Annotated in this window: 24 protein-coding genes and 1 pseudogene; 14 read left to right on the forward strand and 11 right to left on the reverse strand. The window is 71.1% G+C overall.

The features are described 5' to 3' along the window. Positions 1-200: 200 nt before the first annotated feature. Both J2X55_RS01320 and J2X55_RS01325 read right to left on the reverse strand, forming a co-directional pair. The gene (locus tag J2X55_RS01320; protein WP_309821570.1) at positions 201-1094 is read right to left on the reverse strand and encodes an FHA domain-containing protein; all 894 of its coding nucleotides are present in this window, start codon (positions 1092-1094) and stop codon (positions 201-203) included. A 14-nt stretch (positions 1095-1108) separates the two neighbouring features. Further along, complete coding sequence (locus tag J2X55_RS01325) at positions 1109-1384, reverse strand: hypothetical protein (protein WP_309821571.1); 276 nt, start codon at positions 1382-1384, stop codon at positions 1109-1111. A 154-nt stretch (positions 1385-1538) separates the two neighbouring features. Here J2X55_RS01325 and J2X55_RS01330 point away from each other — a divergent pair, with 154 nt between their 5' ends. Continuing rightward, a complete protein-coding gene (locus J2X55_RS01330) occupies positions 1539-2063 on the forward strand; it encodes a helix-turn-helix domain-containing protein (protein ID WP_309822996.1) in 525 nt (174 codons plus the stop codon). 11 nt (positions 2064-2074) lie between these two features. After that, positions 2075-3265 (forward strand): annotated as a pseudogene (locus J2X55_RS01335) (MFS transporter); the annotation flags it as partial. A 6-nt stretch (positions 3266-3271) separates the two neighbouring features. On the opposite strand, the gene J2X55_RS01340 reads toward J2X55_RS01335, so the two are convergent. Continuing rightward, positions 3272-4237, reverse strand: coding sequence for a serine hydrolase (locus J2X55_RS01340; protein ID WP_309821572.1), 966 nt, complete (start codon positions 4235-4237; stop codon positions 3272-3274). Between the two features lie 48 nt (positions 4238-4285). Beyond that, the gene (locus J2X55_RS01345) at positions 4286-6265 is read right to left on the reverse strand and encodes a M13-type metalloendopeptidase (RefSeq protein ID WP_309821573.1); all 1980 of its coding nucleotides are present in this window, start codon (positions 6263-6265) and stop codon (positions 4286-4288) included. A 104-nt stretch (positions 6266-6369) separates the two neighbouring features. Here J2X55_RS01345 and J2X55_RS01350 point away from each other — a divergent pair, with 104 nt between their 5' ends. Continuing rightward, the gene (locus J2X55_RS01350; RefSeq protein WP_309821574.1) at positions 6370-7698 is read left to right on the forward strand and encodes an MATE family efflux transporter; all 1329 of its coding nucleotides are present in this window, start codon (positions 6370-6372) and stop codon (positions 7696-7698) included. A gap of 70 nt (positions 7699-7768) precedes the next feature. Here the strand turns inward: J2X55_RS01350 and J2X55_RS01355 are convergent, their stop codons facing one another. Together J2X55_RS01355 and J2X55_RS01360 are read right to left on the reverse strand one after the other, a co-directional pair. Next, on the reverse strand, positions 7769-9013 hold the full coding sequence (locus tag J2X55_RS01355) for an acyl-CoA dehydrogenase family protein (RefSeq protein WP_309821575.1): 1245 nt from the start codon (positions 9011-9013) through the stop codon (positions 7769-7771). Positions 9014-9220: 207 nt separating this feature from the next. After that, positions 9221-9928, reverse strand: coding sequence for an RNA methyltransferase (locus tag J2X55_RS01360; RefSeq protein ID WP_309821576.1), 708 nt, complete (start codon positions 9926-9928; stop codon positions 9221-9223). Positions 9929-10088: 160 nt separating this feature from the next. On the opposite strand from J2X55_RS01360, the gene J2X55_RS01365 reads away from it, so the two are divergent. Both J2X55_RS01365 and J2X55_RS01370 read left to right on the forward strand, forming a co-directional pair. After that, positions 10089-11459, forward strand: a complete 1371-nt coding sequence (locus J2X55_RS01365; RefSeq protein ID WP_309821577.1) for an Nramp family divalent metal transporter — start codon at positions 10089-10091, stop codon at positions 11457-11459. A gap of 9 nt (positions 11460-11468) precedes the next feature. Further along, complete coding sequence (locus J2X55_RS01370) at positions 11469-12104, forward strand: metal-dependent transcriptional regulator (protein ID WP_210111471.1); 636 nt, start codon at positions 11469-11471, stop codon at positions 12102-12104. A gap of 131 nt (positions 12105-12235) precedes the next feature. Here J2X55_RS01370 and J2X55_RS01375 read toward each other — a convergent pair whose 3' ends face one another. After that, positions 12236-13183: an SDR family NAD(P)-dependent oxidoreductase gene (locus J2X55_RS01375; protein ID WP_115916780.1), complete on the reverse strand. Its 948-nt coding sequence runs from the start codon at positions 13181-13183 to the stop codon at positions 12236-12238. Positions 13184-13375: 192 nt separating this feature from the next. Between J2X55_RS01375 and J2X55_RS01380 the strand changes: the two genes are divergently transcribed. From J2X55_RS01380 to J2X55_RS01390, 3 genes are all read left to right on the forward strand, one after another. Further along, positions 13376-13546: a CsbD family protein gene (locus tag J2X55_RS01380; protein ID WP_115916778.1), complete on the forward strand. Its 171-nt coding sequence runs from the start codon at positions 13376-13378 to the stop codon at positions 13544-13546. 110 nt (positions 13547-13656) lie between these two features. After that, positions 13657-14487 carry an HAD-IIA family hydrolase gene (locus J2X55_RS01385; protein ID WP_115916776.1) on the forward strand — a complete coding sequence of 277 codons (831 nt, stop codon included), beginning with the start codon at positions 13657-13659 and terminating at the stop codon, positions 14485-14487. 18 nt (positions 14488-14505) lie between these two features. Beyond that, on the forward strand, positions 14506-14652 hold the full coding sequence (locus J2X55_RS01390) for a hypothetical protein (RefSeq protein WP_309821578.1): 147 nt from the start codon (positions 14506-14508) through the stop codon (positions 14650-14652). A 330-nt stretch (positions 14653-14982) separates the two neighbouring features. Here J2X55_RS01390 and pyrE read toward each other — a convergent pair whose 3' ends face one another. Further along, complete coding sequence (gene pyrE / locus J2X55_RS01395; RefSeq protein ID WP_115916774.1) at positions 14983-15561, reverse strand: orotate phosphoribosyltransferase; 579 nt, start codon at positions 15559-15561, stop codon at positions 14983-14985. 197 nt (positions 15562-15758) lie between these two features. Here pyrE and J2X55_RS01400 point away from each other — a divergent pair, with 197 nt between their 5' ends. Continuing rightward, positions 15759-16604, forward strand: a complete 846-nt coding sequence (locus J2X55_RS01400) for an exodeoxyribonuclease III (protein WP_115916772.1) — start codon at positions 15759-15761, stop codon at positions 16602-16604. 227 nt (positions 16605-16831) lie between these two features. On the opposite strand, the gene J2X55_RS01405 is transcribed toward J2X55_RS01400, so the two are convergent. Next, positions 16832-17404 (reverse strand): NADPH-dependent FMN reductase, encoded by a 573-nt coding sequence (locus J2X55_RS01405; RefSeq protein WP_309821579.1) that lies wholly within the window; start codon positions 17402-17404, stop codon positions 16832-16834. 144 nt (positions 17405-17548) lie between these two features. Between J2X55_RS01405 and J2X55_RS01410 the strand changes: the two genes are divergently transcribed. From J2X55_RS01410 to J2X55_RS01430, 5 genes are all read left to right on the forward strand, one after another. After that, entirely contained in the window at positions 17549-18808 is a 1260-nt protein-coding gene (locus tag J2X55_RS01410) for a histidine kinase (protein ID WP_115916768.1), read from the forward strand. After that, on the forward strand, positions 18801-19478 hold the full coding sequence (locus tag J2X55_RS01415) for a response regulator transcription factor (protein WP_115916766.1): 678 nt from the start codon (positions 18801-18803) through the stop codon (positions 19476-19478). Before J2X55_RS01410 ends, J2X55_RS01415 begins: the two co-directional genes overlap by 8 nt. Before the next feature lie 258 nt (positions 19479-19736). Beyond that, positions 19737-20621, forward strand: coding sequence for an ATP-binding cassette domain-containing protein (locus tag J2X55_RS01420; protein WP_309822998.1), 885 nt, complete (start codon positions 19737-19739; stop codon positions 20619-20621). After that, complete coding sequence (locus J2X55_RS01425; protein ID WP_396653233.1) at positions 20618-21760, forward strand: ABC transporter permease; 1143 nt, start codon at positions 20618-20620, stop codon at positions 21758-21760. Before J2X55_RS01420 ends, J2X55_RS01425 begins: the two co-directional genes overlap by 4 nt. Before the next feature lie 98 nt (positions 21761-21858). Further along, positions 21859-23016 carry a hypothetical protein gene (locus J2X55_RS01430; protein ID WP_309821580.1) on the forward strand — a complete coding sequence of 386 codons (1158 nt, stop codon included), beginning with the start codon at positions 21859-21861 and terminating at the stop codon, positions 23014-23016. A 14-nt stretch (positions 23017-23030) separates the two neighbouring features. On the opposite strand, the gene J2X55_RS01435 is transcribed toward J2X55_RS01430, so the two are convergent. Next, complete coding sequence (locus J2X55_RS01435; RefSeq protein WP_309821581.1) at positions 23031-23765, reverse strand: hypothetical protein; 735 nt, start codon at positions 23763-23765, stop codon at positions 23031-23033. A gap of 40 nt (positions 23766-23805) precedes the next feature. Then, positions 23806-25587 carry a glycoside hydrolase family 15 protein gene (locus J2X55_RS01440; protein ID WP_309821582.1) on the reverse strand — a complete coding sequence of 594 codons (1782 nt, stop codon included), beginning with the start codon at positions 25585-25587 and terminating at the stop codon, positions 23806-23808. Positions 25588-25698 lie beyond the last annotated feature (111 nt).

Below are 25698 nucleotides of genomic sequence, written 5' to 3' on the forward strand. Positions count from 1 at the left end.
CCGGATGCCGCACCCCTGCGGCCACGCGCGGTGTGGCACGCGCGGTCACGGGCGGTGCGCGTGACGCTGCGCCGACGCGAGGAGCCCCCGCACACCGCGAGACCGCATCTCGCTGACGTCTCGGTTGCAGGCTGCAACGGTTTCGTCGGCGAAATGCGGTCCCGGCGCGGAGGACCCGCGGGACGACCGGCGCGTGAGAGCTACTCCGGGTCGGTCGCCCGACTGAGCGGACCGGAGCCGCCGCGCGGCGGCTGCCTGCGCTGATTCGAGAGCTCACCGCCCTGGCGCCCCCCGTACGGACGACCGTGGTCGGCGAACTCGGCACGGAAGTACGCCAGTCGCCAATCGCCCAGCTCGATACGCGCGCCCGTGCGCAGGATGCGACCGCCGCCGGAACGCCCCGGACCCTGTTCTCGCGCCCCGCCGCCCCCGACCGCGTCGAAGCCGTACAGCACGTACTCGTCGTCGCCCTCGTGTCGGATCTCGGCGTGCACCGGCGCGAGCCCCGGCAGCCGCAGGTCGGCCCCCTCGCCGGAGCCGATGACCGTCGTGGTCGGCAGCAGGTCGAACTCACGCGGGCGCGAGCCGTCCCACGTCGCGTCGCCCACCGCGAAGATCAGCCGCGGGCGGCCGGATCCGGGCGTGTAGTGCGTCGTCGTGATGCGCCGGCGCACCGTGCGATTGACCGTGGGAACCAGCGGCAGCGGCGTCTCGGGCGGGACCGGGAACGTCAACGCCCTGCCCTTGTTGCGGCGGGTGAGCAGCGGCGCGACCGCCCCCACGGACCCCAGCCGGATGTGGCGCGATCCGGTGATCGCCCGCTGGAGAGCACTCTTCTTCACGTCGCCGAGGTGCAGGATCGGCCCGTCCGGTCCTTCGAGCTTCACGGAGATGCCCCGGGATGCCAGGGCGTCGGCCACCGTGGACAGGTCGGCGAGCGTGCGTCGGCCGTTGCCGGGCAGCCGCGAGGGGTCGCTCACGACGATGCGCACCTCGGTGCCCGCGGCCGTGATCGTGCCCTCGAACGGCGGGGTGTCGGCATCCTGCCCCTGCTCGTGTTCCGAGAAGGCGAGGTCGATGTCGAGGCGCACCATGACGGCGCCGCCCCTCAGTTGCCGCGGTACGGGTCGGACCCGGCCGCGGTGTCGTCGCTCGTGGTGACGCGGAGGGTGCCGTTGAGCTTCCACGTCGCCCGGGGCGCGTCGGGGCCGATGTCGCGCGGCACCTCGACGGTCATGTCGACGAAGGAGTAGTTGACGGCGGCGCCACGACCGGTCAGATACGACCACATCTCGCGGCCGAGGTCGGTCCAGTCGGTGATGGAATGACCCTCTGGACCGCGAGAATCGCCGAACGGATCGGTGGTGGGGGTGGAGTCGGACATGGCTTCGTTCCCTTCTTTCGTTTCGAGGCCACCAGCGTCCCAGCGGGTCGATGGCCGCCAGGAGGGATTGCGCGCGGGCGCGCGGTGCGGGACCATCTGCCCGACCCCCAAAGACACGTTTGACGGTTGCCGCCCGACGCGCCACGATGGCGAGATGTCCCGTATCGACGAGCTGCGTGCCACCGCGCACCCCCTCCGCTTGCGCCTGCTGTCGCTGCTCACCGGGGCCGCGATGAGCGCAGCGGAGGCCGGGCGCGAACTCGGTGTCTCGCAGGCGTCGGCGAGCTACCACCTGCGCGTCCTCGAGCGGGCGGGCGTGATCCGCGTCGTCGAGGTCGTGCGCGTACGTGGCGGGGAGGCGAAACGATACCGCCACGAGAGCTCGTCGCAGCGATACGACCCCGACGCGCACCTCGGCGAGCGCTCCCCCGAGGGGGAAGAGGAGTACATCGAGGCGCTCGTCGACGAACTCCGTCGCCGGGCACGCGCCCGCATCGACGGACCGGCCCTGACCACGGATGCCGAGCTCTGGGTCGACCCGCACGTCTGGAGCCGCATCGTGCGGCACGTCGGCGAGGCGTCGGCCCTTCTGCACGCCGCCGCTCAACCGCCCCGCAGCCCCGGGACGAGACCGGTGTCGATGACCGCCGCCCTCTTCCCCGTCCGGCGTCCACGGTAACCGGCCCCCTCGCCCACGCGCCGTTCCGCTGGCTGCTCGCCGCCCGCACCACGGCGATCGTCGGCAACGCCGTCGCGCCCATCGCCCTCGCCTTCGCCGTGCTCGATCTGACCGGGTCGGCCGCCGACCTGGGTCTCGTCGTGGCCGCCCGATCGATCGCGAACGTCGCCATGCTGTTGTTCGGCGGCGTCCTCGCCGACCGTCTCCCCCGCGGGACGGTGCTGGTGGGCTCGTCTCTGGCGGCCGCCGCCACCCAGGGCACGATCGCCGCGCTCGTGCTCACCGGGACCGCCGGCATCCCGATCCTCGTCCTGCTCAGCGTCGTGAACGGCGCCGTCGCGGCGGTGAGCCTGCCGGCGGCCGCCGCCCTCGTCCCCGACACCGTGCCGGTCGCCCTGCTGCGCCCGGCCAACGCGTTGCTGCGCCTCGGCCTCAACGGCGGCAGCATCGTCGGCGCCTCCGTGGGAGCCGTGGTGGTCGCCTCCGTCGGCCCCGGGTGGGGCCTGGCGATCGACGCCGCGGCTTTCGCCGTCGCGGCGGTGTTCTTCACCCGTCTGCGGCTCCCCGAACGAGCGGATGCCGTGGACCCCGGCGCGACCGTGTCGATGTGGGCCGACCTGCGCGAGGGGTGGCGGGAGTTCGCGAGCCGACGGTGGATCTGGATCGTCGTGCTGCAGTTCGCCGTGCTGAACGCCGCGTTCGTCGGGGCCACTACCGTGCTCGGCCCTCTCGTGGCGGACCAGACCTTCGGCCGCGGCGGGTGGGGACTCGTCGTCGCCGCGCAGACCGCGGGTCTCGCGGTGGGTGCCGTGATCGCCCTGCGCTGGCATCCGCGACGCGCTCTCGGTCTCGGCGTCGCGGGCATGGCATCCGTCGCCCTCCCGGTCGCGGTGCTCGCCGTGCAGCCGACGCTGGCGCTCCTCGTCGTCGCGTTCGCCGTCGGAGGGTTGGCGATCGAGCTGTTCGCGATCGCGTGGGATCAGTCGTTGCAGACCGAGGTTCCACGCGAGGCGTTGTCGCGGGTGTACTCGTACGACATGGTCGGCTCGTTCGTGGCGGTCCCGCTCGGAGAGATCCTGGTCGGGCCGCTGGCGCACGAGTTCGGAGCACCCCCGGTGCTGCTCGGATGCGCGGCCGTCATCGTCCTGGCGACGGTGGTCGCGGCCTGCTCGCGCAGCGTCTGGCGCGTGCGGACCACGTGACCCGCCTCAGTACACGTACTCCATCAGCTCGACGCCCAGCACGCGGAACGCGTCGTGCGCACGGAGGCGGTGGGCGATCGAGAGGTCGTCGAAGTTCACGATGAGCGCGTACGAGATCCCGGCGCGGGGCCCGCCCAGCACACCCGCTTCGGCGCGGACGCCCGGAGCGCGACCGGTCTTGTTGATGAACAGCAGCCCGTGCTGGTCGTTCTCGTGCGCGAAAGGATCGAGGCCGGTGGCGGATGCCACGAGCGACAGGTCGTGGTTCAGGCTCAGCCATTCCGCGACCTGCGCACTGACCCCGGGCGAGACGATCGTGGAGTTCACGAGCCCCGCGAACACCTGCGCCATCTCGCGCGCCGTCGACAGTGCCACGTGGGGCGCGTCGTCGGGGCCGCGGTCGTCGCGGAACCGGTCGAGCAGGGCCGTGCGGCGAAGCCCCAGCTGCTCGACCCGCGCGCGAACCGACTGCAGACCCACACGGTGCAGCAGGGCGTTGACGGCGAGGGCGTCACCGGACGAGGCCGCGAGCATCGCCACGTCGGTCAGGGGCAGCGCCGGAGCCTTGAGGTGTTGCCAGACCCCACCGTGGGCGGCGCCGTGAACGGAGGCGCGATCGATGATCTCGAGCGGGTCGAGCCGGCCGGACTCGAAAGCGGCCGCCGCCTCGACGAGCAGCGGAACGACGCCGAGACCGCCCACCGGCAGCGTGACGAAATCGTCGCCCGCGAGGACCTCCGTCGACCCCCCGTCGAGGTCGTCAATGCGTACCGACACCTTGGCGCCCGACGCGGCCAGTTCGTCGAGGGAGCGGAGGGTGGCCGTGAACGAGCGGCGCCCCGCGGCGGCACGACGGGGCAGGCGTTTCGGTCCCTTGCGTCCGGCTCCGCGGAGGGCCGGGGCGTCGCGTCGAGACGACTCCACCGGCCCGCCGACGGGGTCGGGCGTGCTGGGCTCGGGAACCGGGGGCATGCCCACGAGCGTGGCTCCTTCCGCGTCAGAAGAGCAACAAACAGGACCTCACCAAATGGTGACGCGCTGGTCGGCGTCGAGCCATAGGGCATCGCCCTCGGTCACGTCGAACGCGTCGTAGAACGCGTCGATGTTACGCACGATCTGGTTGCAACGGAACTCGTTCGGCGAGTGCGGATCGATCGTGAGCAGGCGGATGGTCTCGGCGTCACGCCCCTTCTGCTGCCAGATCTGCGCCCAACTGAGCAGCAGACGCTGGATACCGGTATACCCGTCGACGATCGGTCCGTTCAGATCGGTCTCGCCCTGGCTCTCGAGGAAGAGGCGGTACGCGGCAATCGCGATGCCGAGTCCCCCGAGGTCGCCGATGTTCTCGCCGATGGTGAGGGCCCCGTTGACGTGGTGCTCGGCGCCGAGTCCCTGGGGGACGAGGGCGTCGTACTGGGCGATCAGGGCCTTGGTGCGCTCTTCGAACGCCGAGCGGTCGGCATCCGTCCACCAGTCGCGCAGCGACCCGTCGGCGTCGAAGCGGCTGCCCTGGTCGTCGAAGCCGTGACCGATCTCGTGCCCGATGACCGCGCCGATCCCGCCGTAATTGGCGGCGGCGTCGCGATCGGCGTCGAAGAAGGGGTACTGCAGGATCGCGGCGGGGAAGACGATCTCGTTCATGAGCGGGTTGTAGTACGCGTTCACCGTCTGCGGGGTCATGTACCACTCGTCGCGGTCGATCGGCTGCCCGACCTTGGCGAGCTGACGGTCGTGCTCCCACACGTGGGCACGACGGACATTGCCGACGAGGTCGTCGGCCGTGATCTCGAGCTCGGAATAATCCTTCCAGCGGACCGGGTAGCCGATCTTCGGCACGAAGGTGTCGAGCTTCGCGAGAGCGCGCTCGCGGGTCTCGTCGGTCATCCACGACAGGCCCTGCATCGAGCGACGGTAGGCCTCGATGAGGTTCGCGACGAGGCCGTCCATCGCGTCCTTGGCCGCGGGCTGGAAGTGGCGCTCGACGTAGACCTTGCCGATCGCCTCGCCCAGAGCGGCCTCGACGAGGCTCACGCCGCGCTTCCAACGCTCGCGGTTGACGGGGACGCCGGTGAGCTGCGTGCCGTAGAACGCGAAGTTCTCGGCGACAAAGTCCTCGGAGAGGAAGGCGGCGGAGGCGTGCACGATCTTGAATCGCAGCCAGGCCTTCCAGTCGTCGAGGCGGTCCTCGACGAGCAGGGCACCGAGCGATTCGATGAAGCTCGGCTGGTAGACGACGACCTCGGCGAGCGCGTCCTCATGCCCCGGGGCGACCCCCGCGCGCCACGGCTCGAGGTCGATCCCGGCGAGGGCGACGGTGTCGTCCCACGACTTCAGGTTGTAGGTCTTGACCGAGTCGCGACTGTCTTCGCGCGACCAGTGGTGCGTGGCGATGTCGGTCTCGAGGGCGAAGGTGCGGTCGGCGGATGCCGCGGCCTCGGCGACACCGGCGAGCTCGAGGATGCGCTCGATGTGCGCACGGTAGGCGGTCCGCGTCTCGTCGAAGTTGTCGAGGCGGTAGTAGCTCTCGTCGGGCAAAGAGATGCCGCCCTGGTAGACGACGGGCACGTAACGGGTCGGGTCGCCCGGGTCGGGCTCGACGAAGAGCGTCAGCAGTCCGCTGATCCCGTCGCGCTCGAGCTCGCCGATGAGCCGGAGCAGGGAGGCGATGTCGCCGACACCGTCGACACGGTCGAGCTGCGGGGCGAGCGGCTCGCGGCCGGTGGCCTCGATGCGGTCGGTGTCCATGAAGCTCGCGAAGAGATCGCCGATCTTGCGGGCTTCGCTGCCCGGCTCGGCGTCCTGGGACTCCTCGACGATGGTGCGCACGTCCGCCTCGGCCTGCTCGGCGATGAGGTGGAACGAGCCCCAGCGGGCCTTGTCGTCGGGGATCTCGGTGCGCTGCAACCAGCTGCCGTTGACGTGGCGGAACAGATCGTCCTGCGGGCGGATCTCGTCGCTGAGCTCGTCGAGCGCGAGACCGGAGCGGGGGGTGTCGGTCATGGAGACAGGATATGTGCCCCACATCCGAACGGGCTCGAAACGGGTCGAGCCCGCCACGGGTGCGCCGCCGCGGCGGTGTCGGACGCCCGCTCTAGGCTCGGACCGTGACCGCCCCGCCGCCCGCGACGCTGAACCGCTCGATCCTGCGGCTCGCTCTCCCGGCGCTGGGCGCGCTCATCGCAGAGCCGTTGTTCCTCATCGTCGACGCCGCGATGGTGGGGCACCTCGGCGTCGCTCCCCTCGCGGGGCTCGGAATCGCCGGGGCCGTGCTGCAGACGGTCGTCGGGCTCATGGTGTTCCTCGCCTACTCCACGACGCCGGCGGTCGCGCGACGCTATGGCGCGGGCGAGTACGGCCGGGCCGTGCGGGTCGGCATCGACGGCATGTGGCTCGCGCTCTGCCTCGGCGCTCTGTTGGCGGCGGCGGGCTCGCTCGCGACCCCCGGCATCGTCGACCTCTTCGGCGCGGCGCCCGACGTCGCCGAGAACGCGCGCACCTATCTCGCGATCTCGATGTGGGGTCTGCCCGCCATGCTCGTGGTCTTCGCCGCCACCGGCCTGTTGCGCGGCATGCAGAACACGGTTACCCCGCTCTGGATCGCCGGCCTCGGCTTCGGCGCCAACGCCCTGCTGAACGCCCTGTTCATCTACGGCTTCGGCTGGGGCATCGCGGGTTCGGCGATCGGCACGGTCGCGGCGCAGTGGGGAATGGTCGGCGCGTACGTCCTCGTCGCGCGACGCTTGGCGCAGGTGCACACGGCATCCCTTCGCTTCCAGCGCGAAAGCCTCGGCGGCACCGTCCGTTCGGGCGGGTGGCTGTTCCTGCGCACGGTCAGCCTGCGGGCGGCGTTCCTCGCGACCGTCGCCGTGGCGACGGGTCTCGGCTCAGCCGAGCTCGCGGGATGGCAGATCGCGTTCACCATCTTCTCGACCGCGGCTTTCGCCCTCGACGCCCTCGCCATCGCGGCGCAGGCGTTGATCGGCCGTGCGCTGGGTGCCGCCGACACCGGCACGGTCGGCCGGGTCCTCACGCGCACGAGCGCCTGGGGTGTGTGGTTCGGTGTCGCGGTGGGTGCGGTCATCGCCGCCGGGTCGGGCGTGATCGGCCTGATCTTCACGGGGGATGCCGAACTCGCGGCCCTCATCCAGCCGGCGCTGCTGGTGCTCGCGGTCGCGCAGCCCCTGGCCGGGTTCGTCTTCGTGCTCGACGGGGTGCTGATCGGGGCCGGCGATGCGCGCTACCTCGCCCTCGCGGGGCTGCTCAATCTCGTGCCATACGCGCCGGCGCTCATCCTGGTGGCGCTCTTCGCCGGCGGCGGTGCCACCGGCCTCGCGTGGCTGGCGGCGGCGTTCTTCGGCGTCTACATGGTGGCGCGCGCGCTCACGCTCGGCCTGCGCGTGCGCGGACAGCGGTGGATGACGGCCGGCGCCTGACGTCTCGCCGATCGGCCGGTCTCGACGGTGTGCGGGGGACGGGACGCCGGCGGGCGCCCCGCCCCGAGGCTCACGTGTACCAGGTGGGAGCCGGCACCTGGTTCAGCAGCACATATTCGCCGACCTCGCGCTTCTTGTACGCGATGGGTTCGTGCAGGCTGTGCGTGCGGAGGTTGCGCCAGAAGATGTCGAGTCCGACGGCGTTCGATGTGGCCCGGGCGCCGGTCAGCTCGTAGATCTTGGATGCGACCTCGAGGCCGTCGTCCACGATCCGGAGCTTGCCGGCCGCGATGCGCACCGCGATCTCCCCGCGCCGACGCTCGGTCAGCTCCTCGCGCGGGGCGTGCAGCACGGCACTGATCTCCGCCCCCACGGCATCCAGGAGCGCCTCGTCGGCCCAGAGCTTCGACTGCAGGGTGCCGTATCCCTCGAGCACGTACCATTCGTCGGTGGCGCGCTGCTTGTCGTCACCCCCGTAGGGCCAGGGGCGGGTGCGCTCACGGGTGTACGCCGAGGCGGTCTCCAGCGCCCCCTCGGCGATGCCGAGGTAGAAGTTGGCGAACACGAGCTGGATCGCGGGCACGTTGAGGGTGTTGTAGACCAGCGGCTGGAACTGCTTGTCGACGAAGCCCGCGGCATCCGACCAGGGAACGCGCACATCGCGGATCTCGACCGAACCCGATTCGGTCAGACGCTGGCCGAGGTTGTCCCAGTCGCCGGCGAACACGATCCCCTCCTGCGCCGTGGGGACGATCGCGAAGATGTGCGTCTCGGTGCCTTCGAGCACGCCCTCGAGCACCGTCAGGTCGGACACCCGGCCGCCGGTTGAGAACGACTTGCGCCCCGAGAAGATCAGGTCGTCGCCGTCCTCGCGGATCACGAGATCGGAGTCGCGCGGGTTGACTGCGCCACCGAAGAGGAAAGCGTTCGAGGTGTACAACTCCTCGACCGCCGCGATCTGCGCGTCGGTGGCCACGAGGCGCGCCGCCCATGCCCAGAGGTAGTGGTAGCCGAGCACCTGCCCGATCGATCCGTCCCCGCGCGCGACGGCACGGATGACCTTGTACGCGGTGTCCCACGTCTCGCCCGCGCCACCATGCTCGCGAGGACCGAGCAGCGTCACCAGGCCCGATGCCTTCAACAACTCCACCTCGGCGAACGGGGCATCGTTGGCGCGGTCGCGCTCGACGGCGTCCGTCGCGAGGATGTACGCCACCTCGCGGGCGCGCGCGATCCAGCCGACGCTATCGTGTGGAGCGGGGGCGTCCCGCCAGCGGTCCGCCAAGCCCGTCGTCGCTGAATCCGTGATCGTCATGGTCATTCCTTCCCAGGTGTGTGATTCGGTGTCGCGTCCTCCACCGGCTGCCACCGGCGAAGGACAGGCTGCGCGACTCGCGGCGGGGCGCTTCTTCGCCCCCGGGCCTTGCAACCGGTGCCGTCAGTAAACATCCGCCCGCCCGCTCACCGGCAGCGTGTTACCGACAAAGACCCCGCGTTTCACCGGGTGGCGTCGAGGCGCGGGTCACGCCCAGCGCCGGCACCACTCGTACATGATCACGGCGGCGGCCGACGCGGCGTTGATCGATCGCGTGGAGCCGTACTGGGTGATCTCGACGACGCCGGTGGCCGCCTCGATCGCCTCGGGGGACAGCCCCGGCCCCTCCTGACCGAACAGCAGCACGCACGCTTCGGGAAGCTCGGCGCGATCGACCGGAACCGATCCTTCGACGTTGTCGACGGCGATCACCGGGAGGCCCGCCTCGCGCGCCCAGGCGGTGAAGGCGGCGACGTCTTCGTGGTGCCGCACGTGCTGGTAGCGGTCGGTGACCATCGCCCCGCGACGGTTCCAGCGGCGCTTGCCCACGATGTGGACCTCGGCGGCGAGGAAGGCGTTGGCGCTGCGCACGATCGAGCCGATGTTCAGGTCGTGCTGCCAGTTCTCGATCGCGACGTGGAACGGGTGCCGCTTCTCGTCGAGGTCGGCCACGATGGCGTCCATGCTCCAGTAGCGGTACCCGTCGACGACGTTCCGCGTGTCGCCGTTCTCGAGCAGCTCGCGGTCGTAGCGCGCGTCGTTCGGCCAGGAGTCGGGGCCGCCCGGCCAGGGGCCGACGCCGTGCGTGGGGGTCGCGGCGGCCTCGTCCTGCGCGGGTGCGGAACCACCGGCATCCGTCTCCCGAGAAGGGGTTGTCTCGGTCTGCGACGGCGTGGGGTTCTCGGCATCCGTCACCGTCCCAGGCTACCCGCGCCCGCCGCGGGGCGAGAGCACACGATCGGCGCGAGGTCAGCGGTCCCGGGGCGCGCGGACGATGTCGCCTCGTGCCGATCGTGTGCCCTCGACGCCCGGGTGACCACTTTTCGGTCGACCGAAAAGTTGCTACGGTTTCGGGATGCCGAAAACAGCTGATCTCGTGCGTCGCCGCCGCACTTCGGGGCGGGCGCTCTGGCTGCTCGGGCCCGCCATGGTGGCCGGCGTCGCCTACCTCGACCCCGGCAACGTCGCGAGCAACATGACCGCGGGCGCGACCTTCGGCTACCTGCTCGTGTGGGTCGTGGTCCTCGGCAACGTGATGGCGTGGCTGATCCAGTACCTCTCGGCGAAGCTCGGGATTGTCACGGGCGAGAGCCTCCCCCAGGTGCTCGGCCGCCGCATCCGCCGCCCCTGGGCTCGCCGGGCCTATTGGCTGCAGGCCGAGCTCGTCGCGATGGCCACCGACGTCGCCGAGGTCATCGGCGGCGCCGTCGCGCTGCACCTGCTCTTCGGCATCCCTCTCGTGTGGGGCGGGGTGATCACGGGCGTCGTCTCGATGGGCCTCCTGCTCGTGCAGACGCGGCGCGGGGCGCGGGCGTTCGAGACGGTACTGATCGGATTGCTGCTCATCATCGCCGTCGGCTTCACCTTCGGCCTGTTCTTCGCCCCACCCGAGCCCGCCGGGGTCGTCGCCGGCCTCGTGCCGCGCTTCGAGGGGAGCACCTCGGTGCTGCTCGCAGCCTCGATCCTGGGCGCGACGATCATGCCGCACGCGATCTACGCGCACTCCGCCCTCGCGCGGGATCGCTTCGCCCCGACCGGGACGCGCTCGGAGACCGGGGCGACCGACCACGCGCATGCGACGACCTCTTCCGACCCCGCGTCCGGCGACACCGCGGGCTCGAACGCCCCCGCTCAGGTCCGCGCCGACGCCCTCGCCGACGCCCGCGGCATCTCGACCCCGCGCCTGCTTCGGGCGACGCGGTGGGACGTCACGATCGCCCTCGCCGTCGCCGGCACGGTGAATCTCGCGATCCTGCTGCTCGCCGCCGCCAACCTCGCCGGGGTCGAGGGCACCGACAGCCTCGAGGGCGCGTACGCGGCCCTGCGCGCGGGACTGGGCCCCCTCGTCGCCACCCTCTTCGCGGTGGGACTGCTCGCCAGCGGTCTCGCCTCGACCTCCGTCGGCGCCTACGCCGGTGCCGAGATCATGCACGGACTCCTGCACGCGCGCATCCCCCTGCTCGCGCGCCGCCTCGTGACCCTCGTGCCCGCGCTCGTGATCCTCGGCCTCGGCGTCGACCCCACGCTCGCTCTCGTGCTCAGCCAGGTCGTGCTGTCGTTCGGCATCCCGTTCGCGCTCGTCCCCCTCGTGGCCCTGACCCGCCGACGCGACGTGCTCGGCGAGCACCGCAACCGCGGGGTGACCACGGCGGCCGGGGTGCTGGCATCCGTGTTCCTCATCGCCCTGAACGCGATGCTCCTGTGGCTGGTCTTCACCGGAGGTTAGGCTGACGCTGTGGAATCGCCCGTGGCCGACGACTATCTCAAGGCGATCTACCACCACACCGAGTGGCAGGACAACCCGATCACGCCGTCGCAGCTCGCGGCCGTGCTGGGGCTCGCCCCCTCGAGCGTGACCGAGATGGTCAAGAAGCTCGCCGCGCAGGGCCTCGTCACGCATCGGCCCTACGGACCCGTGTCGCTGACCACGGCGGGTGCGCGCCGCGCCGCCGGTGTGATCCGCCGGCACCGCCTCATCGAGACCTGGCTCGTCCGCGAGTTCGACTACTCGTGGGACGAAGTGCACGACGAGGCCGAGGTGCTCGAGCACTCGCTGAGCGACAGACTGCTCGAGGGCATCGACGAGCGGCTCGGCCGGCCGCGTTTCGACCCCCACGGAGACGCGATCCCGGATGCCGACGGCTCGGTGCACCGCGAACCCTTCGTGCTGCTCGCCGCGGCATCGGTCGGGCACGCGGGGCGGGTTCTGCGCGTGAGCGATCGCGATCCCGAGCTGTTGCGGGCACTGGTCGAGAGCAGCATCGACGTGGGACACGAGCTCGAAGTGCTCAGCGACGAGGTCGTGCGCGCGGACGGCGTCGAGGTGACGCTGCCGGCGGGCGCGAGCAGTTCGGTCTGGCTCACGCGCTGACACCCGGGTTCTCAGCCGGGATCGCCCACGCGAAGGGCTGCCGGTCGCGAAAGCAGACTCGGCGGAAGGACGGCCCGACCGACGCTCTCCCCCGCCGCGGATCTGCCCCTTCTACGGCCCGCAGGCCCGATTCAGGATGCCGCGCGCCGAGCCCGATCGAAGGGCCACCGCACGTGCGTGGCCGTCTCGCACGCGCGCCAGAGGTCGGCGCCGAGGTCGCTGCCCCGCGTGCGGCGAGCGGGCGTCGCCACACGCGGAGCGCCACGCGCGACGAGGGCCGGGCCGTACATCGACCCACCCTCGGCGGACGGGTCGACGAGCGCGCGGACGAGGGCCCAGGCCCCCTGCTCCTTGGACTGGGTGATCGGCGCCTGCAGGTTGTCGAGGAAGCGCGTGAGCCGACTCGGCTCGTTCACCCCGCGCACCCCGCGCGTGCGGCCGCTCGTCGAGTAGCCGGGGTGCGCCACGAGGCTCTGGATCGGAACGCCGTGAGCGAGCAGTCGCTTCTGCGCCTCGAGCGCCAGCGCGGTCGTCGCCGCCTTGGACTGCACGTAGGCGCGCCACGGCGAGTAGCCCTCGCGCAGCTCGGGGTCGGTGGGCACGTGACGCCAGAGCGACGTCGACATGCTCCCCACCCAGACCATGCGCCCGCGAGCAGCCGCGAGAGGCCGGAGCAGCTCACCGGCCAGGGCGAAGTGGCCCAGCACGTTCGTGGCGAACACGAGTTCATGACCGCCGGCGGTCTCGCGCTCCTTGGGCGGGTGGACGATGCCGGCGTTCAGCAGCAGCCCGTCGAGTCGCCCGCGCGCACGAGCGGTGGCCGCCGCGGCACGCACCGAGCCCATGTTGCTCGTGTCGAGCAGGAGCGTCTCGACGGCGGCATCCGGAATCGAGCGCAGGATGGCTGCTCTGGCCGCGGACATCTTGTTGGGGTTACGGCCCGTGAGCAGGACGTGGGCGCCGGCGGCGGCCAGCTGCTCGCAGGCGAAGAAGCCGAGTCCGCGGGTGGCGCCGGTGACGAGGTAGGACCGCCCGGAGAGGTTCGGGAGGTTCTCGGGGTCCCACTCGGTTCGCGTCACCCTTCGACCCTAACGAGATCGGCCGCGTCCGTCACGGGTGCATTCCGCGAACGGAATACCGTCACGTAAAAAGTTTTTTACGACGAGGGGTGACGAATTGTCCCCGGCGTGCGTCCTCGTGGTGAGCTGCCCGCTCCGTCGCGACGAGACACTCCCGCCGCCGACGCCGACACGACAGGAAAGAGTCAGATCATGGGTCTCGACGACAAGATCAAGAACGCCGCTCAGGACATCGTGGGCAAGGCGAAGGAAGCCATCGGCAACGCCACCGACAACGACAAGCTCGCCGCCGAGGGCAAGGCCGACCAGGTCAAGGCCGACGCGAAGAAGACCGGCGAGGACGTGAAGGACACCTTCAAGTAATCCGGCATCCGCGGACGGGCGGGCCTCGACTCCGGTCGGGCCCGCCCGCGCTCGTTCAACCCCCCTCCTTTTTCGGGGGCGGTGCGAAGGGCCGGGTTTAGGCTGGGCCCATGCGGACCCGAGGCGACATCGAGTGCTGGCTCACCGACATGGACGGTGTGCTCGTCCACGAGAACACCCCCATCTCCGGCGCGTCGGAACTGCTCGCGCAGTGGCGCTCCGAGGGCACCCCGTTCCTCGTGTTGACGAACAACTCGATTTACACCCCCCGCGACCTCAGCGCGCGCCTACGGGCGTCGGGCCTGGTGGTTCCCGAGTCGGCGATCTGGACCTCGGCGCTCGCCACGGCCGACTTCCTCGAGTCCCAGATGCCCGGCGGTTCCGCCTTCGTCATCGGCGAGGCCGGGCTCACCACCGCCCTGCACGAGGCGGGCTTCATCATGACCGAGACCGATCCCGACTACGTCGTCGTGGGCGAGACCCGCAACTACTCCTTCGAGGCGATCACCAAGGCCATCCGCTTCATCCGCGGCGGCGCGCGCTTCATCGCCACGAACCCGGATGCCACCGGCCCCTCGACCGAGGGCGTGCTGCCCGCGACAGGAGCCATCGCCGCCCTCATCACCAAGGCGACCGGCAAAGAGCCGTACATCGTCGGCAAGCCCAACCCGATGATGTTCCGCTCCGCCCTCAACCGCATCGGGGCGCACAGCGAGAACACCGGCATGATCGGCGACCGCATGGACACCGACATCGTCGCCGGCATCGAGGCGGGCCTGCACACGGTGCTCGTCATGACCGGCATCAGCGATGAGCGCGAGATCGAGCGCTACCCCTTCCGTCCCGACGAGATCCTGGGCTCGGTCGCCGAACTCGTGCGCCAGGAGCCCCTCGAGTCCGACCTCGCCGACGGCGAAGAAGGCCTCGAAGCGGGACTCTGACCCCCACCAGGAGACACCATGGACGACCGTACGCTCTGGCTGATCGTCGCCTTCTTCATCACCGCCGGAACGCTCGTGGCCTTCGTCGTGCAGTGGCGGCGCTCGCGGCGCGGCGGTGGGGAGCGCCGCGACCCGTTCGACGGACCGGGAGACGGCTCGGCCTGAGACTCGCGCCGCGTCGGGCCGCATCGACGCGCACGGCTGCTTCTTGCGTGCGGGTCGCCGGGTGCCGGCATCCGATGCTGCCGTCGCCAGAACAGGGGATGCGACCAGAACAGGACGGATAGTCGCGAAACGCCCTGATCTCGGCGCACCGCCCTGTTCTCATGACAGCACAGGGATCCCGACGCACGCACCGCACGCGCGAGTACCGGGGCGCCGGGTGCCGGCATCCCGTGCCGCCGTCGCCAGAACAGGAGACGCCACCAGAACAGGACGAATAGCCGCGGAACGCCCTGTTCTCAGCGCAGAGCCCTGTTCTCGTGTCGGGCGCGATTACTGCGGAGCGAGTCCCAGATCGTCGAGGTCGATGGATGCCAGCCACTGCAGGCCCTCGGCCTCGATCGCGGCCTGCGCTCCGGTCTTGCGGTCGACGATGACGGCCACCGCGACGACCTCGGCGCCCGCGCGGCGCAGCGCCTCGACGGCCTTGAGCGCGGACTGGCCGGTGGTCGAGGTGTCTTCGACGACAACGACGCGCTTGCCCTCGACGTCGGCGCCCTCGATCTGGCGACCGCGGCCATGGTCCTTGGGCTCCTTGCGCACGACGAACGCGTCGAGCGGGGTTCCGGCGTGCACCGACTCGTGCATGACCGCGTTCGCGATCGGGTCGGCCCCCAGCGTGAGGCCGCCGACGGCGACGACCCCGTCGAGGTCCTTCACGAGATCGAGCACGAGCCGACCGATCGCGGGGGCGGCGCGGTGGTCGAGGGTGAGCTTGCGCATGTCGACGTAGTACGTCGCCTTCTTGCCGCTCGAGAGGGTGAAGTCGCCGTGGAACACCGCCTCGTCCGTAATGAGGCCGATGAGGGCCTGACGATCGGCTTCGAGCTCGGGAGTGGAGGCGGTGGTCACGGCGTCGATTCTATTGCCCTGCCTCGTCGACGGTCAGCGGGCGCAGGGGCATCGGTCTCCGCCCGCCGTCTTGCGGAGTTCGTCCGCGACACGCCGCTGTCGTCACGGCACCACCGGCATGTCGTCCCCGGACTCCGCGCGACGGCCCGGGCGCGCATCGGACGGCGATGTCAGCGGTCGAAAGTAGGCTGGATGCCATGCGCCTGGCCACCTGGAACGTCAACTCCATCCGCGCCCGCGTCACCCGCACCGTCGAGTTCTGCGTGCGCGAGCACATCGACGTGCTGGCGATGCAGGAGATCAAGTGCAAGACGGAGCAGTTCCCGTACGCCGCCTTCGAGGAGGCGGGCTATCACGTCGCCGCGCACGGTCTCAATCAGTGGAACGGCGTCGCGATCGCGAGCCGCGAGCCGCTCGAGAACGTCGAGATCGGCTTTCCCGGCATGCCCGGATTCGAGAAGGGCAAAGAGGGGCCCGACCTCCCCCAGGAGGCCCGCGCGATCGGCGCCACCGTCAACGGCGTGCGCGTGTGGAGCCTCTACGTTCCCAACGGGCGCGGGCTCGACGACCCGCACTTCACCTACAAGCTCGACTGGCTCGACAAGCTGCGGCAGTACACGGCCGACGCCCTCGCCGCCGACCCCGATCTGCCGCTCGCGCTGACGGGCGACTTCAACATCGCCCCGACCGATGCCGACAATGGCGACCCCACGATCGTGCAGGGCGCGAGCACGCACGTCTCGCCCGTCGAGCGGGAGGCATTCGCCGCCTTCGAGACGGCCGGGCTCACCGACGTCGTGCGCCCGCTCATCCCCACCGGCTACACGTACTGGGACTACAAGCAGCTGCGCTTCCCCCGCAACGAGGGCCTGCGCATCGACTTCATCCTCGGCTCGCGCGCCTTCGCCGACGCCGTGCACGGCGCCGAGATCCACCGCAACGAGCGCAAGGGCGAGGTCCCCAGCGACCACGTCCCCGTCGTCGCCGACCTCGACCTGTCGGGGACCGACGACGATGACGACATGCCGATGATCTTCGGCTGATCGCCGAGGACGCCGGGCGGAGCGTCGCACGGTCGGACGACCTCGTCGAAATCGGACGACCTCACCAGAATCAGATGCCGAGAGCGATGCCGTCCGATTCCGGTGCGGTTCTCCGATTTCGGCGCCGCCGCGCTCGCTCGCGGCCCTGGCACCTGCCGTCGCGTTCGACCGCGCCGAACGCACGACGGCGGGGCCGAGGCGAACCCCGACCCCGCCGTGCGGGAGCGTCAGACCGAGGGGACCTCGGCGGGCGCGGTGCGCGCGATGAGCGTCACGAGCGCCTCGATGACCGAGCGGAGGAACGCCGCGGTGCCCTCGTCGGTCACGGTGCCGTCCTCTTCGAACAGGCCGGGGGTCGACTGGATGTACCCCTCGGGCTGGCCGAGGACCAGGGCGTTGTAGTGCAGGAGCACCGAACGCAGGTGCTGCTGACCCGCGGCCGTGGCGATCCCGCCCTGCGAGGTGCCGATGACGGCGGTGGGCTTGTCGTTGAACGACGCCTCGCCGTACGGGCGCGCCGACCAGTCGAGCGCGTTCTTGAGCACGCCCGGAATCGAGCGGCTGTACTCGGGGGTGACGACGAAGACGCCGTCGGCGTCCTCGATGGCCTTCTTGAACTCCGTCGCGACCTCGGGGAAGTTCCCGTCGTAGTCGGGCGAGTAGAAGGGCAGGTCCTTGATCGGGATCTCCTTCAGGGTCACGCCCTCGGGCGCGACCTTCTCGAGTGCCTTCGCCAGACGGCGGTTGATCGAGGTGCTGGAGATGCTGCCGACGATGTAGCCGATCGTGTAGTCGGTCACGATGATCCTCTTTCCGGACGACGGGGGCGCGAGGCGCCCTGGTTCATTCACGTGCAAGCATCGCCGCCCCACCTGTATTCCTTCTCCGCTTGACTCCGTCTCGCGGGGGATGCAGGTGTCGCAGGTCGCCTTTAGCGTGGAGGGATGCCACGGATCACGCGCGCGCAGCAGCGCAACGACATCGTGCTCGCGGTCGTGCTGCTGCTCGGGGGGCTGCTCAGCGCCGTGCTGTCGTCGATCTCGGGTCTCTACGGCGACCAGCAGGCCTCGCTCGCTCTCGCCGTGGGGTACGTGTTCGTGCTCGCCGTGCCCCTCGCGTTCCGGCGGCGGTGGCCCTCGGTCGTCGCCGTGGTCGTGTCGCTGGCGTACTTCCTGGCCGTGACGCTCCGCGTTCCCGAGATCTACGCCGGCAACATCGCGATGTTCATCGCGCTGTACACGGTCGGCGCCTGGGCGACGAGTCGCCGCCGCGCGACGATCGTCCGCGTCGCCATCATCGTCGGCATGTTCGCGTGGCTGTTCGTGGTCATGTTCCAAGACGCCACGCAGCCGGTCGAGGGCATGGCCGAGGGGGCGTTCTCGCGCGCCGGGGCCTTCTCGCCCTTCGTCGCCTACCAACTGCTCATGATCGGGCTGAACGCCCTCTTCTTCGGCGGCGCCTACTACTTCGGCGACCGCTCTCACCAGCAGATGCGCGAACGCGCGGCCCTCGAGGAGCGCACCGCCGAGCTCGAGTCCGAGCGCGAGGTGACCGCGGCGCAGGCCGTCGCCCTCGACCGCGTCCGCATTGCCCGGGAGCTGCACGACGTCGTCGCCCACCACGTCTCCCTGATGGGGGTCCAGGCGGGCGTCGCACGCTCGCTCCTCACCCGCGACCCCGACGCCGCCCGCGAGACCCTGGCGGGTGTCGAGAGCTCCGCGCGCACCTCTCTGCACGAGCTGCGGCAGCTGCTCGAGACCCTGCGCTCGCCCGACGGCGACGCGGCTCCCGACACCGCCCCCACCACGCACGGACTCGCCTCAATCCCGGCCCTCGTCGACGACGCCAACGCAGCGGGACTCCCCGTGACCTTCACCGTCGTCGGCGCCCCCGCCTGCGATCCCCCGCCGCTCGTGCAGGTCAACCTGTACCGCATCGCCCAGGAGGCGCTGACGAACGCGCGCCGCCACGCGGGATCCGACGCCACCGCCGACGTGCGACTCCGGTTCGAGACGGATGCCGTCGAACTCGAGATCTCGAACACCGGACGCCGCGGTTCGTCGACGCCGGGGCTCGGCCAGCTCGGCATGCGCGAGCGCGCGGCCGTGTCGGGCGGGACGATCGAGATCGGACCGCGCTCGCGCGGCGGCTACCTCGTGCGCGTCCGCGTGCCCCTCACCCGGGCTGAGGTGGCGCATGTCTGAGCTGCGCGTGCTGCTGGTCGACGACCACGCCATGATGCGGGCGGGATTCCGCACGATCCTGTCGCTCGAGCCCGACATCGAGGTCGTGGGCGAGGCGGCATCCGGGGTCGAGGCCCTCGCCGCGGCGGTGCGCCTGCGGCCCGACGTCATCTGCATGGACGTGCAGATGCCCGACATGGACGGGCTCGAAGCCACCCGCCGGCTGACCGCCGACCCCGCATCCGACGCGGCGGTGCTCATCGTCACGACCTTCGATCGCGACGACTACCTGTTCTCGGCGTTGGCCGCCGGGGCCAGCGGGTTCCTGCTGAAGAACGCGGGACCCGAAGAACTCGTCTCGGCCGTCCGCGTCGTCGGGGCCGGTGACGCGCTGCTCGCACCCGAGGTCACGCGCCGGGTCATCGAACGCTTCGCCTCGCAGGGTGCCGGGGTTCCGGCATCCGCTCCCTCCGCGACGATCGAGCCGCTGCGCCTGGCCGAGCCGCTCACCGAGCGCGAGAGCGAAGTGCTGCGGCTGGTGGCCGAGGCGCTCAGCAACGCCGAGATCGCCGCGCGCCTGTTCATCGGCGAGGCGACGGTGAAGACGCACGTGTCGAACCTGCTGCAGAAGCTCGGCGCGCGCGACCGCGTGCAGGCCGTGGTGCTCGCGCACCGGCACGGGCTGGCCTGACGCCGACGCGGGCCGCCCGCCGGGTGCCCCCGCCCGGCGCGGGCGCCCAGCCGAGATGACCGGACGTTCGCGAGATGACCCGCGCTTCGTCGGCATCGCGGGTCGTCTCGGCGATCGAGGGTGATCCGGGCGCCTCACCGCAGCCCCGCGGCGGAGGGGCCCTCCCCCGTGCGGCGGACACACAGAACCGTCCCGGGGCGGAGGTGACGCGGAGTCCGGATGCCTAGCGTGGAAGACATCGAGAAGAAGGGATGCATCGTGCTCCATCTGGACGGGATCATCAAGAGCTACGGCGGACGCCGCGTGCTCGACGGTGTGGGCTTCGACGTCGTGCCCGGGCGCCTCACGGGCTTCGTCGGAGGCAACGGCGCGGGCAAGACCACCACGATGCGCATCGCGCTGGGCGTGCTCGGCAAAGACGCGGGCACGGTCGAGCTGAACGGCGCCGCGGTCACCACCGCCGACCGCCGCCGCTTCGGCTACATGCCCGAAGAACGCGGGCTCTACCCGAAGATGAAGGTGGCCGAGCACATCGCCTACCTCGCGCGGCTCCACGGCTTCGGCAAGGCCGACGCGAACGCCAAGGCCACGGCCCTGCTCGAGCGGCTCGGACTCGGCGAGCGCCTCGGCGACCTCATCGAGACCCTCTCGCTCGGCAATCAGCAGCGCGCGCAGATCGCGGCATCCCTCGTCCATGAGCCCGAGGTGCTCCTCCTCGACGAGCCCTTCTCGGGCCTCGACCCGCTCGCGGTCGACGTGGTCGCGGGCGTCCTGCAGGAGAAGGCGGCCGAGGGCGCGGCCGTGCTGTTCTCGTCACACCAGCTCGACGTGGTCGAGCGGCTCTGCGACGACCTCGTCATCATCGCCGACGGAACGATCCGCGCGGCCGGCAGCCGCGAGGCCCTCCGCTCGGAGCACGCGACCCACCGCTACGAGCTGGTCTCGCGCGGCGACACCGGGTGGCTCCGCGACGAGCCCGGCGTGCGCGTGATCGATTTCGACGGCGGGTACGCCCTCTTCGACACCGACGACGACGTCACCGCCCAGCGCGTGCTGCGCGAGGCCGTCGGGCGCGGCGACGTCGCCAGCTTCTCCCCCCAGCGGCCCACCCTGGCCGAGATCTTCACGGAGGTCATCCAGTGAGCACCACGACCACCGCTCCCGCACCGGAGCAGAAGACCGCGCCGCACCGCGCACCCGGCGAGCTGCAGAGCATCTGGCTGGTCGCCGAGCGCGAGATCGGCTCGAAGCTGCGCAGCAAGGCCTTCGTCATCTCGACCGCGATCCTCATCGTGGCGGCCCTCGCGTCGGTGCTGTGGGGCGGGTTCACGGCCTCGAACGCCACCGCCGGCGGCATCCCGGTCGCCGTCACCTCGCAGACGCAGGCCGATGTGTCGGGGCTCGACGGTCTCGAGGTGACCGTCGCCGACAGCGACGACGCCGCGCGTGCCCTCGTGGCGGACGGGACGGTGGATGCCGCCCTGGTCTCGGGCTCGTCGGAGTCGTCGTTCGACTTCACCGTCGTGGTGAAGGACAGCGTGCCCTCGACACTGCTGCAGATGCTCAGCGACACCCCGCCGGTCGACCGACTCGAACCGGGCTCGAACGCCGCCGACGTGCTGCGCTACTTCATCGCGCTGGCCTTCGGGATCGTATTCCTGATCGCCGCCACGACCTTCGGCGGCACCATCGCGCAGAGCGTCGTCGAAGAGAAGCAGACGCGCGTGGTCGAGATCCTCATCTCGGCGATTCCGGTGCGGGCGCTGCTGGCGGGCAAGGTGCTCGGCAACACGATCCTCGCGATGGCCCAGATCGTGCTGCTCGCCGCCGTCGCGGTCGTGGGCCTCGCCGTCACCGGTCAGGCCGGCGTGCTCGACGCGCTCGGCGCCCCGATCGCGTGGTTCGCGATCTTCTTCCTCTTCGGCTTCGTGCTGCTGGCGGCCCTGTTCGCCGCGGCCGCCGCGATGGTCTCGCGCCAAGAGGACATCGGGGCGACGACCACCCCGATCACGATGCTGATCATGGCGCCGTACTTCTTGGTCATCTTCTTCAACGACAACCCCGTCGTGCTGACGATCATGTCGTACGTGCCCTTCTCGGCCCCGGTGGGGATGCCGCTGCGCATGTACCTCGGCGACGCCCAGTGGTGGGAGCCCGTGCTCTCGTTGCTCGTGCTGCTCGGCTCGTGCGTCCTCGCGATCGGCGTCGCCTCCCGCATCTACCGCAACTCGCTGCTGCGCATGGGGGCGCGCGTCAAGCTCGGCGAGGCTCTGCGGGGCTGACCGGTTCGGGTCCGGTCAGCGGGCGGGTGGATGCCGGGGCTGTGGCATCCACCCGCCCCTTCTTCGCGGGTGTGGGGGGTCGTCGCTAGGCTCGGAACATGCTGCGCCTGCTTGCTTTCGTCGCGCTCGGAGCCGTCGTCGGCGGCCTTCTGGTGGCCGCCCTCGGCGACCAGGAAGCCGGTTTCGCGATCTTCGGAATCGCGCTCGCGGTCTGCATCATCTCGACGGTCCTCGTCCGTGTGACGGCGTCGCTCTCGCCCGCGCTGCCCTCGCCGGCGGCCGTCACCGCGGCGCGCGACGCCCGTCGACTCGGGCGCGCACGCATCGATGCGGTGCGGCAGACCGGCACGCTCGTCAACGACCAGCCGCTGTGCGAGATCGACGTCACCGTCGTCGCGCTCGACGGCACGACCTGGGCGACCACCCTGCACCTGATCGTCCCGCTGATCGAGCTCGCCGCGTATCAGCCGGGCGCAGAACGCGACGTCGTGGTCCTTCTCGACGGTGGCCCCGAGGTCGTCTTCGCCGACGGCGAGCTCTCTCCCGCAGAGCGGGGGCGCCTGATCGTGCCGGCCCGGTCCGCGGTCGAGGTGCGCCCCATCGACGCGGGCACCCGCATCCGCGACGGACGCCGGAGCGGACCCCTGCTCGGAATCGGTCGCCGCGGGCGCCCGTGGCGACTCGCCCTGTTCGCGATGGCGGCGGTCGCGGCCGCTGTCGTCGTGCTGCTGCCGTACCGCGACGGCGTCGCCATCACGGCCGCGGCGTGGCAGGACGGACGCCTCACCGCCGACATGCGCACCCCCGACTCCCTGCAGACGGCCGAGCGCGCCCTGCGGGCCGAGATCGGACACGATCAGGTGGTCTCGATCGTCGCGACCCCGGATGCCGTCATCGTCGACGCCCCGATCCGGGCCGGCGAACAGGCGACCGATGAGTGGGAGTTCCGGGCGGGACGCGTCACCCACAGGGGCGCCGCGCTCATCCAGCCGCGGGTGGCGCAGGAGCAGTTCCCCTGGAGCGACGTCGCGCTGGACCGGGTGTGGCCCGCCCTGCAGGAGGCGTCGAGCCGGAGCGGCCTTCCGATCGGAACGACTCCGGTGTCGATCCGGCGTGCGAGCGACGACGACGTGCAGAGTCCGACGTTCATCGAGAACGTCGGCACGCCGTACATCTCGTTCGGCCTCGACGATGACTACCGCAGTGCCTCGTTCACCCTCTCGGCGGACGGCAGCGAGCTCACGCCGATCGGGTGAGCCCCGACCCCTCGCTACTGCGCCACGTACGCCGTGACGCTCGGGGAGAGCCGGATCGGGATGCCGCTGACATCCGACTCGTCGACATCGCCGATCGCGACGGTCAGAGTCTCGTCGACGCCGAAGATCGCGGCCCCGTCCTGCGCTCCACTCGCGCAGCCCGCCGACCAGGGCCGGTTGTCGGTGGATGTGAAGGTCACGATGCAGCGCCCGTCGCCGTCGTCGGGCTGGGCGAGGTAGATGCGGAAGTCGCTCACCGTCGCGATGTACCGCGTGCTGCCCGCGTCGATGCCGCTGTCGCGCAGGATGTCGGCCGAGATGACGTCTTCGACCGTCTGCGGGAACGTCAGCTCGGGGTAGGCCGCCGCCGCGGGGTCGGGGGTCGCGGCCATGGTCGGCACCGTGCTCGCGCCGATCGCGATGCCGATCCCCAGCAGAGCCAGGGCGCCGACGGCCGTTGCCACGATGCGCACCGCGCGGCGGGGCGTGAGGCGGGCGGCATCCGGGGGGCGGGCGCTCCCGGGCGGGCTGGATTCTGCGCGGGATGCGCTCCCGGGCTGCCCGGCGGCGAGGGTCGGGGAGGCCCCTTCGGGCGCAGGGTCTTCGGGCGCGGCGTCTGCGGAAGATTCGGACCGCCGGGCCCGATCCTCGAGCTCGGTGAGACGCTCAATCATCGCGGGCGTCGCCGAAGTCCCCTCGGCCCCGTACACGCGTTCGCGCAGCCCGCGCAGCTCGACGTCATCGTCCATGGGTCGACTCTAGAGCCGCGCCGGTGCGGTCGGGTCGGGCTCAGCCCCCGGTCGTGGGCGCCGTGGCGTCGAGGGCATCGGCCGCACCCACCAGAGCCAGGTGGGACAGCGCCTGCGGGGTGTTGCCGGCCTGACGACCGGTGGTGGGGTCGTACTCCTCGGAGAGCAGACCGAGGTCGTTGGCGACCCCCGTCAGACGCTGCATGAGCGCGATCGCCTCGTCGCGGCGACCGCTGTGCGCGTACTGCCCGACGAGCCAGAACGAGCAGGCGAGGAAGGGGTGCTCGTCACCGGACAGACCGTCGACACCCGTGGTGCGGTAGCGCAACAGCCACCCGTCGGGCATGAGCGTCTCTTCCATGCGCGCGACCGTGGCCAGCATGCGCGGGTCGTCGTAGGCGCAGAAACCCACCTGCGGCAGCACGAGGAGCGAGGCGTCGACCTCGTCGGTGTCGAAGTGCTGGGTGAACCACCCGCCGGCGTGCACCCCGTGCGCGTCGATGTCGGCGCGCACGCGATCACGCAGGGTGCGCCACGTGGCGACGTCGCCCTCGCGCCCGCCCTCTTCGACGGCCCGGATGCCGCGATCGAACGCCGCCCACACCATCGCTCGAGAGTGCGTGAAGAAGTGCGGTTCGCCGCGCATCTCCCAGATACCGAGGTCGGGGCGGTCGACCTCGCTCGCGAGCTGATCGAGCAGGGCGCGCTGCAGCGACCACGAGAACGTCGTCTCGGTGACGCCCGCGTCGCGAGCGGCTTCGAGGGCGACCATGACCTCGCCGATCACATCGGCCTGATACTGCTCGACCGCGCCGTTGCCGATGCGCACGGGCGCCGCGCCGCCGTAGCCGGGAAGGCTCGGGATCTCGCGCTCGGGCAGGTCGCGCTCGCCCGCGATGCCGTACATGATCTGCACGTCGGCCGGGTCGCCCGCGATCGCGCGCAGCAGCCAGTCGCGCCAGCGGTGCGCGGCGTCGAGGTAGCCGTGGTCGATGTACGCGCTGAGGGTGAGGGCGGCGTCGCGCAGCCACACGTAGCGGTAGTCCCAGTTGCGGGAGCCGCCGAAGGCCTCGGGCAGAGAGGTCGTCGCCGCTGCGACGATGCCGCCCGTCTCGGAGTGCGTGAGGGCGCGCAACACCATGAGCGAGCGCGTGACGAGCGCCGCGTGCGTTCCCGCGGCCTGCACGCGGTCGGCCCAGGCGGCCCACCACTCGCGCGTGCGTTCGAGCGCCGCCTCGACGTCGAACGCGGCGGGCGGGTCTTGCCACGACGGGCCCCAGGCCAGGACCGAGTCGACGCTCGCACCGGCCTTGGTCGTCCAGCGACCGCGGTGCGCGGTGTCGACGGCGATGAGGCGAGGTCCGCGGATCGTCACGGCATCGGGGCCGGCCGCGGCGAGGATCACGGGCTCGTCGCCGTGGCCGATCTGCTGCACCCACGGCACCGCCCGGGCGTAGTCGAAACGCAGGCGCACTTCGCTGACGAAGTCGACGGCGCCCGAGACGCCCACCACGCGCCGGATGAGAGCCTCGACGCCCTCGTCGACGGGCATGGCGTCGTAGACGTCGGCGATGCCGGTCGAGGTCTCCCACCGCGTGACGAGCACGAAAGTGTCGCCGTCGTACCGCCGAGTCGCCCGCGCTTCGGGGTCGGCGGGACGCAGCGACCACGCACCGTGCGACTCGTCACCGAGCAGGGCGCCGAACATCGAACCGCTGTCGTACCGCGGCAGGCACAACCAGTCGACGCTCCCCGCGGAGGAGACGAGGGCGGCGGATCGGCAGTTGCTGAGGACCGCGTAGTCCTCGATCGGAGTCGTCACCCTCGGATTGTGGCAGGTACCGCCGACATCGTGCCCATCGATCTCGCTAGTGGTTTCCCTGCGCCCGCTGCAAGCGGCACGGCGATGTCGGGGGCGAGCGCTACGGTTTCC

Source organism: Microbacterium sp. 1154 (assembly GCF_031455375.1).
Lineage (GTDB): Bacteria > Actinomycetota > Actinomycetes > Actinomycetales > Microbacteriaceae > Microbacterium.

Coding starts and splice junctions, on each gene's coding strand:
- J2X55_RS01320 (WP_309821570.1), bottom strand. CDS start 1,094: ATGGTGCGCCTCGACATCGACCTCGCCTTCTCGGAACACGAGCAGGGG.
- J2X55_RS01325 (WP_309821571.1), bottom strand. CDS start 1,384: ATGTCCGACTCCACCCCCACCACCGATCCGTTCGGCGATTCTCGCGGT.
- J2X55_RS01330 (WP_309822996.1), top strand. CDS start 1,539: ATGTCCCGTATCGACGAGCTGCGTGCCACCGCGCACCCCCTCCGCTTG.
- J2X55_RS01340 (WP_309821572.1), bottom strand. CDS start 4,237: ATGCCCCCGGTTCCCGAGCCCAGCACGCCCGACCCCGTCGGCGGGCCG.
- J2X55_RS01345 (WP_309821573.1), bottom strand. CDS start 6,265: ATGACCGACACCCCCCGCTCCGGTCTCGCGCTCGACGAGCTCAGCGAC.
- J2X55_RS01355 (WP_309821575.1), bottom strand. CDS start 9,013: ATGACGATCACGGATTCAGCGACGACGGGCTTGGCGGACCGCTGGCGG.
- J2X55_RS01365 (WP_309821577.1), top strand. CDS start 10,089: ATGCCGAAAACAGCTGATCTCGTGCGTCGCCGCCGCACTTCGGGGCGG.
- J2X55_RS01380 (WP_115916778.1), top strand. CDS start 13,376: ATGGGTCTCGACGACAAGATCAAGAACGCCGCTCAGGACATCGTGGGC.
- J2X55_RS01385 (WP_115916776.1), top strand. CDS start 13,657: ATGCGGACCCGAGGCGACATCGAGTGCTGGCTCACCGACATGGACGGT.
- J2X55_RS01390 (WP_309821578.1), top strand. CDS start 14,506: ATGGACGACCGTACGCTCTGGCTGATCGTCGCCTTCTTCATCACCGCC.
- J2X55_RS01400 (WP_115916772.1), top strand. CDS start 15,759: ATGCGCCTGGCCACCTGGAACGTCAACTCCATCCGCGCCCGCGTCACC.
- J2X55_RS01410 (WP_115916768.1), top strand. CDS start 17,549: ATGCCACGGATCACGCGCGCGCAGCAGCGCAACGACATCGTGCTCGCG.
- J2X55_RS01415 (WP_115916766.1), top strand. CDS start 18,801: ATGTCTGAGCTGCGCGTGCTGCTGGTCGACGACCACGCCATGATGCGG.
- J2X55_RS01430 (WP_309821580.1), top strand. CDS start 21,859: ATGCTGCGCCTGCTTGCTTTCGTCGCGCTCGGAGCCGTCGTCGGCGGC.
- J2X55_RS01435 (WP_309821581.1), bottom strand. CDS start 23,765: ATGGACGATGACGTCGAGCTGCGCGGGCTGCGCGAACGCGTGTACGGG.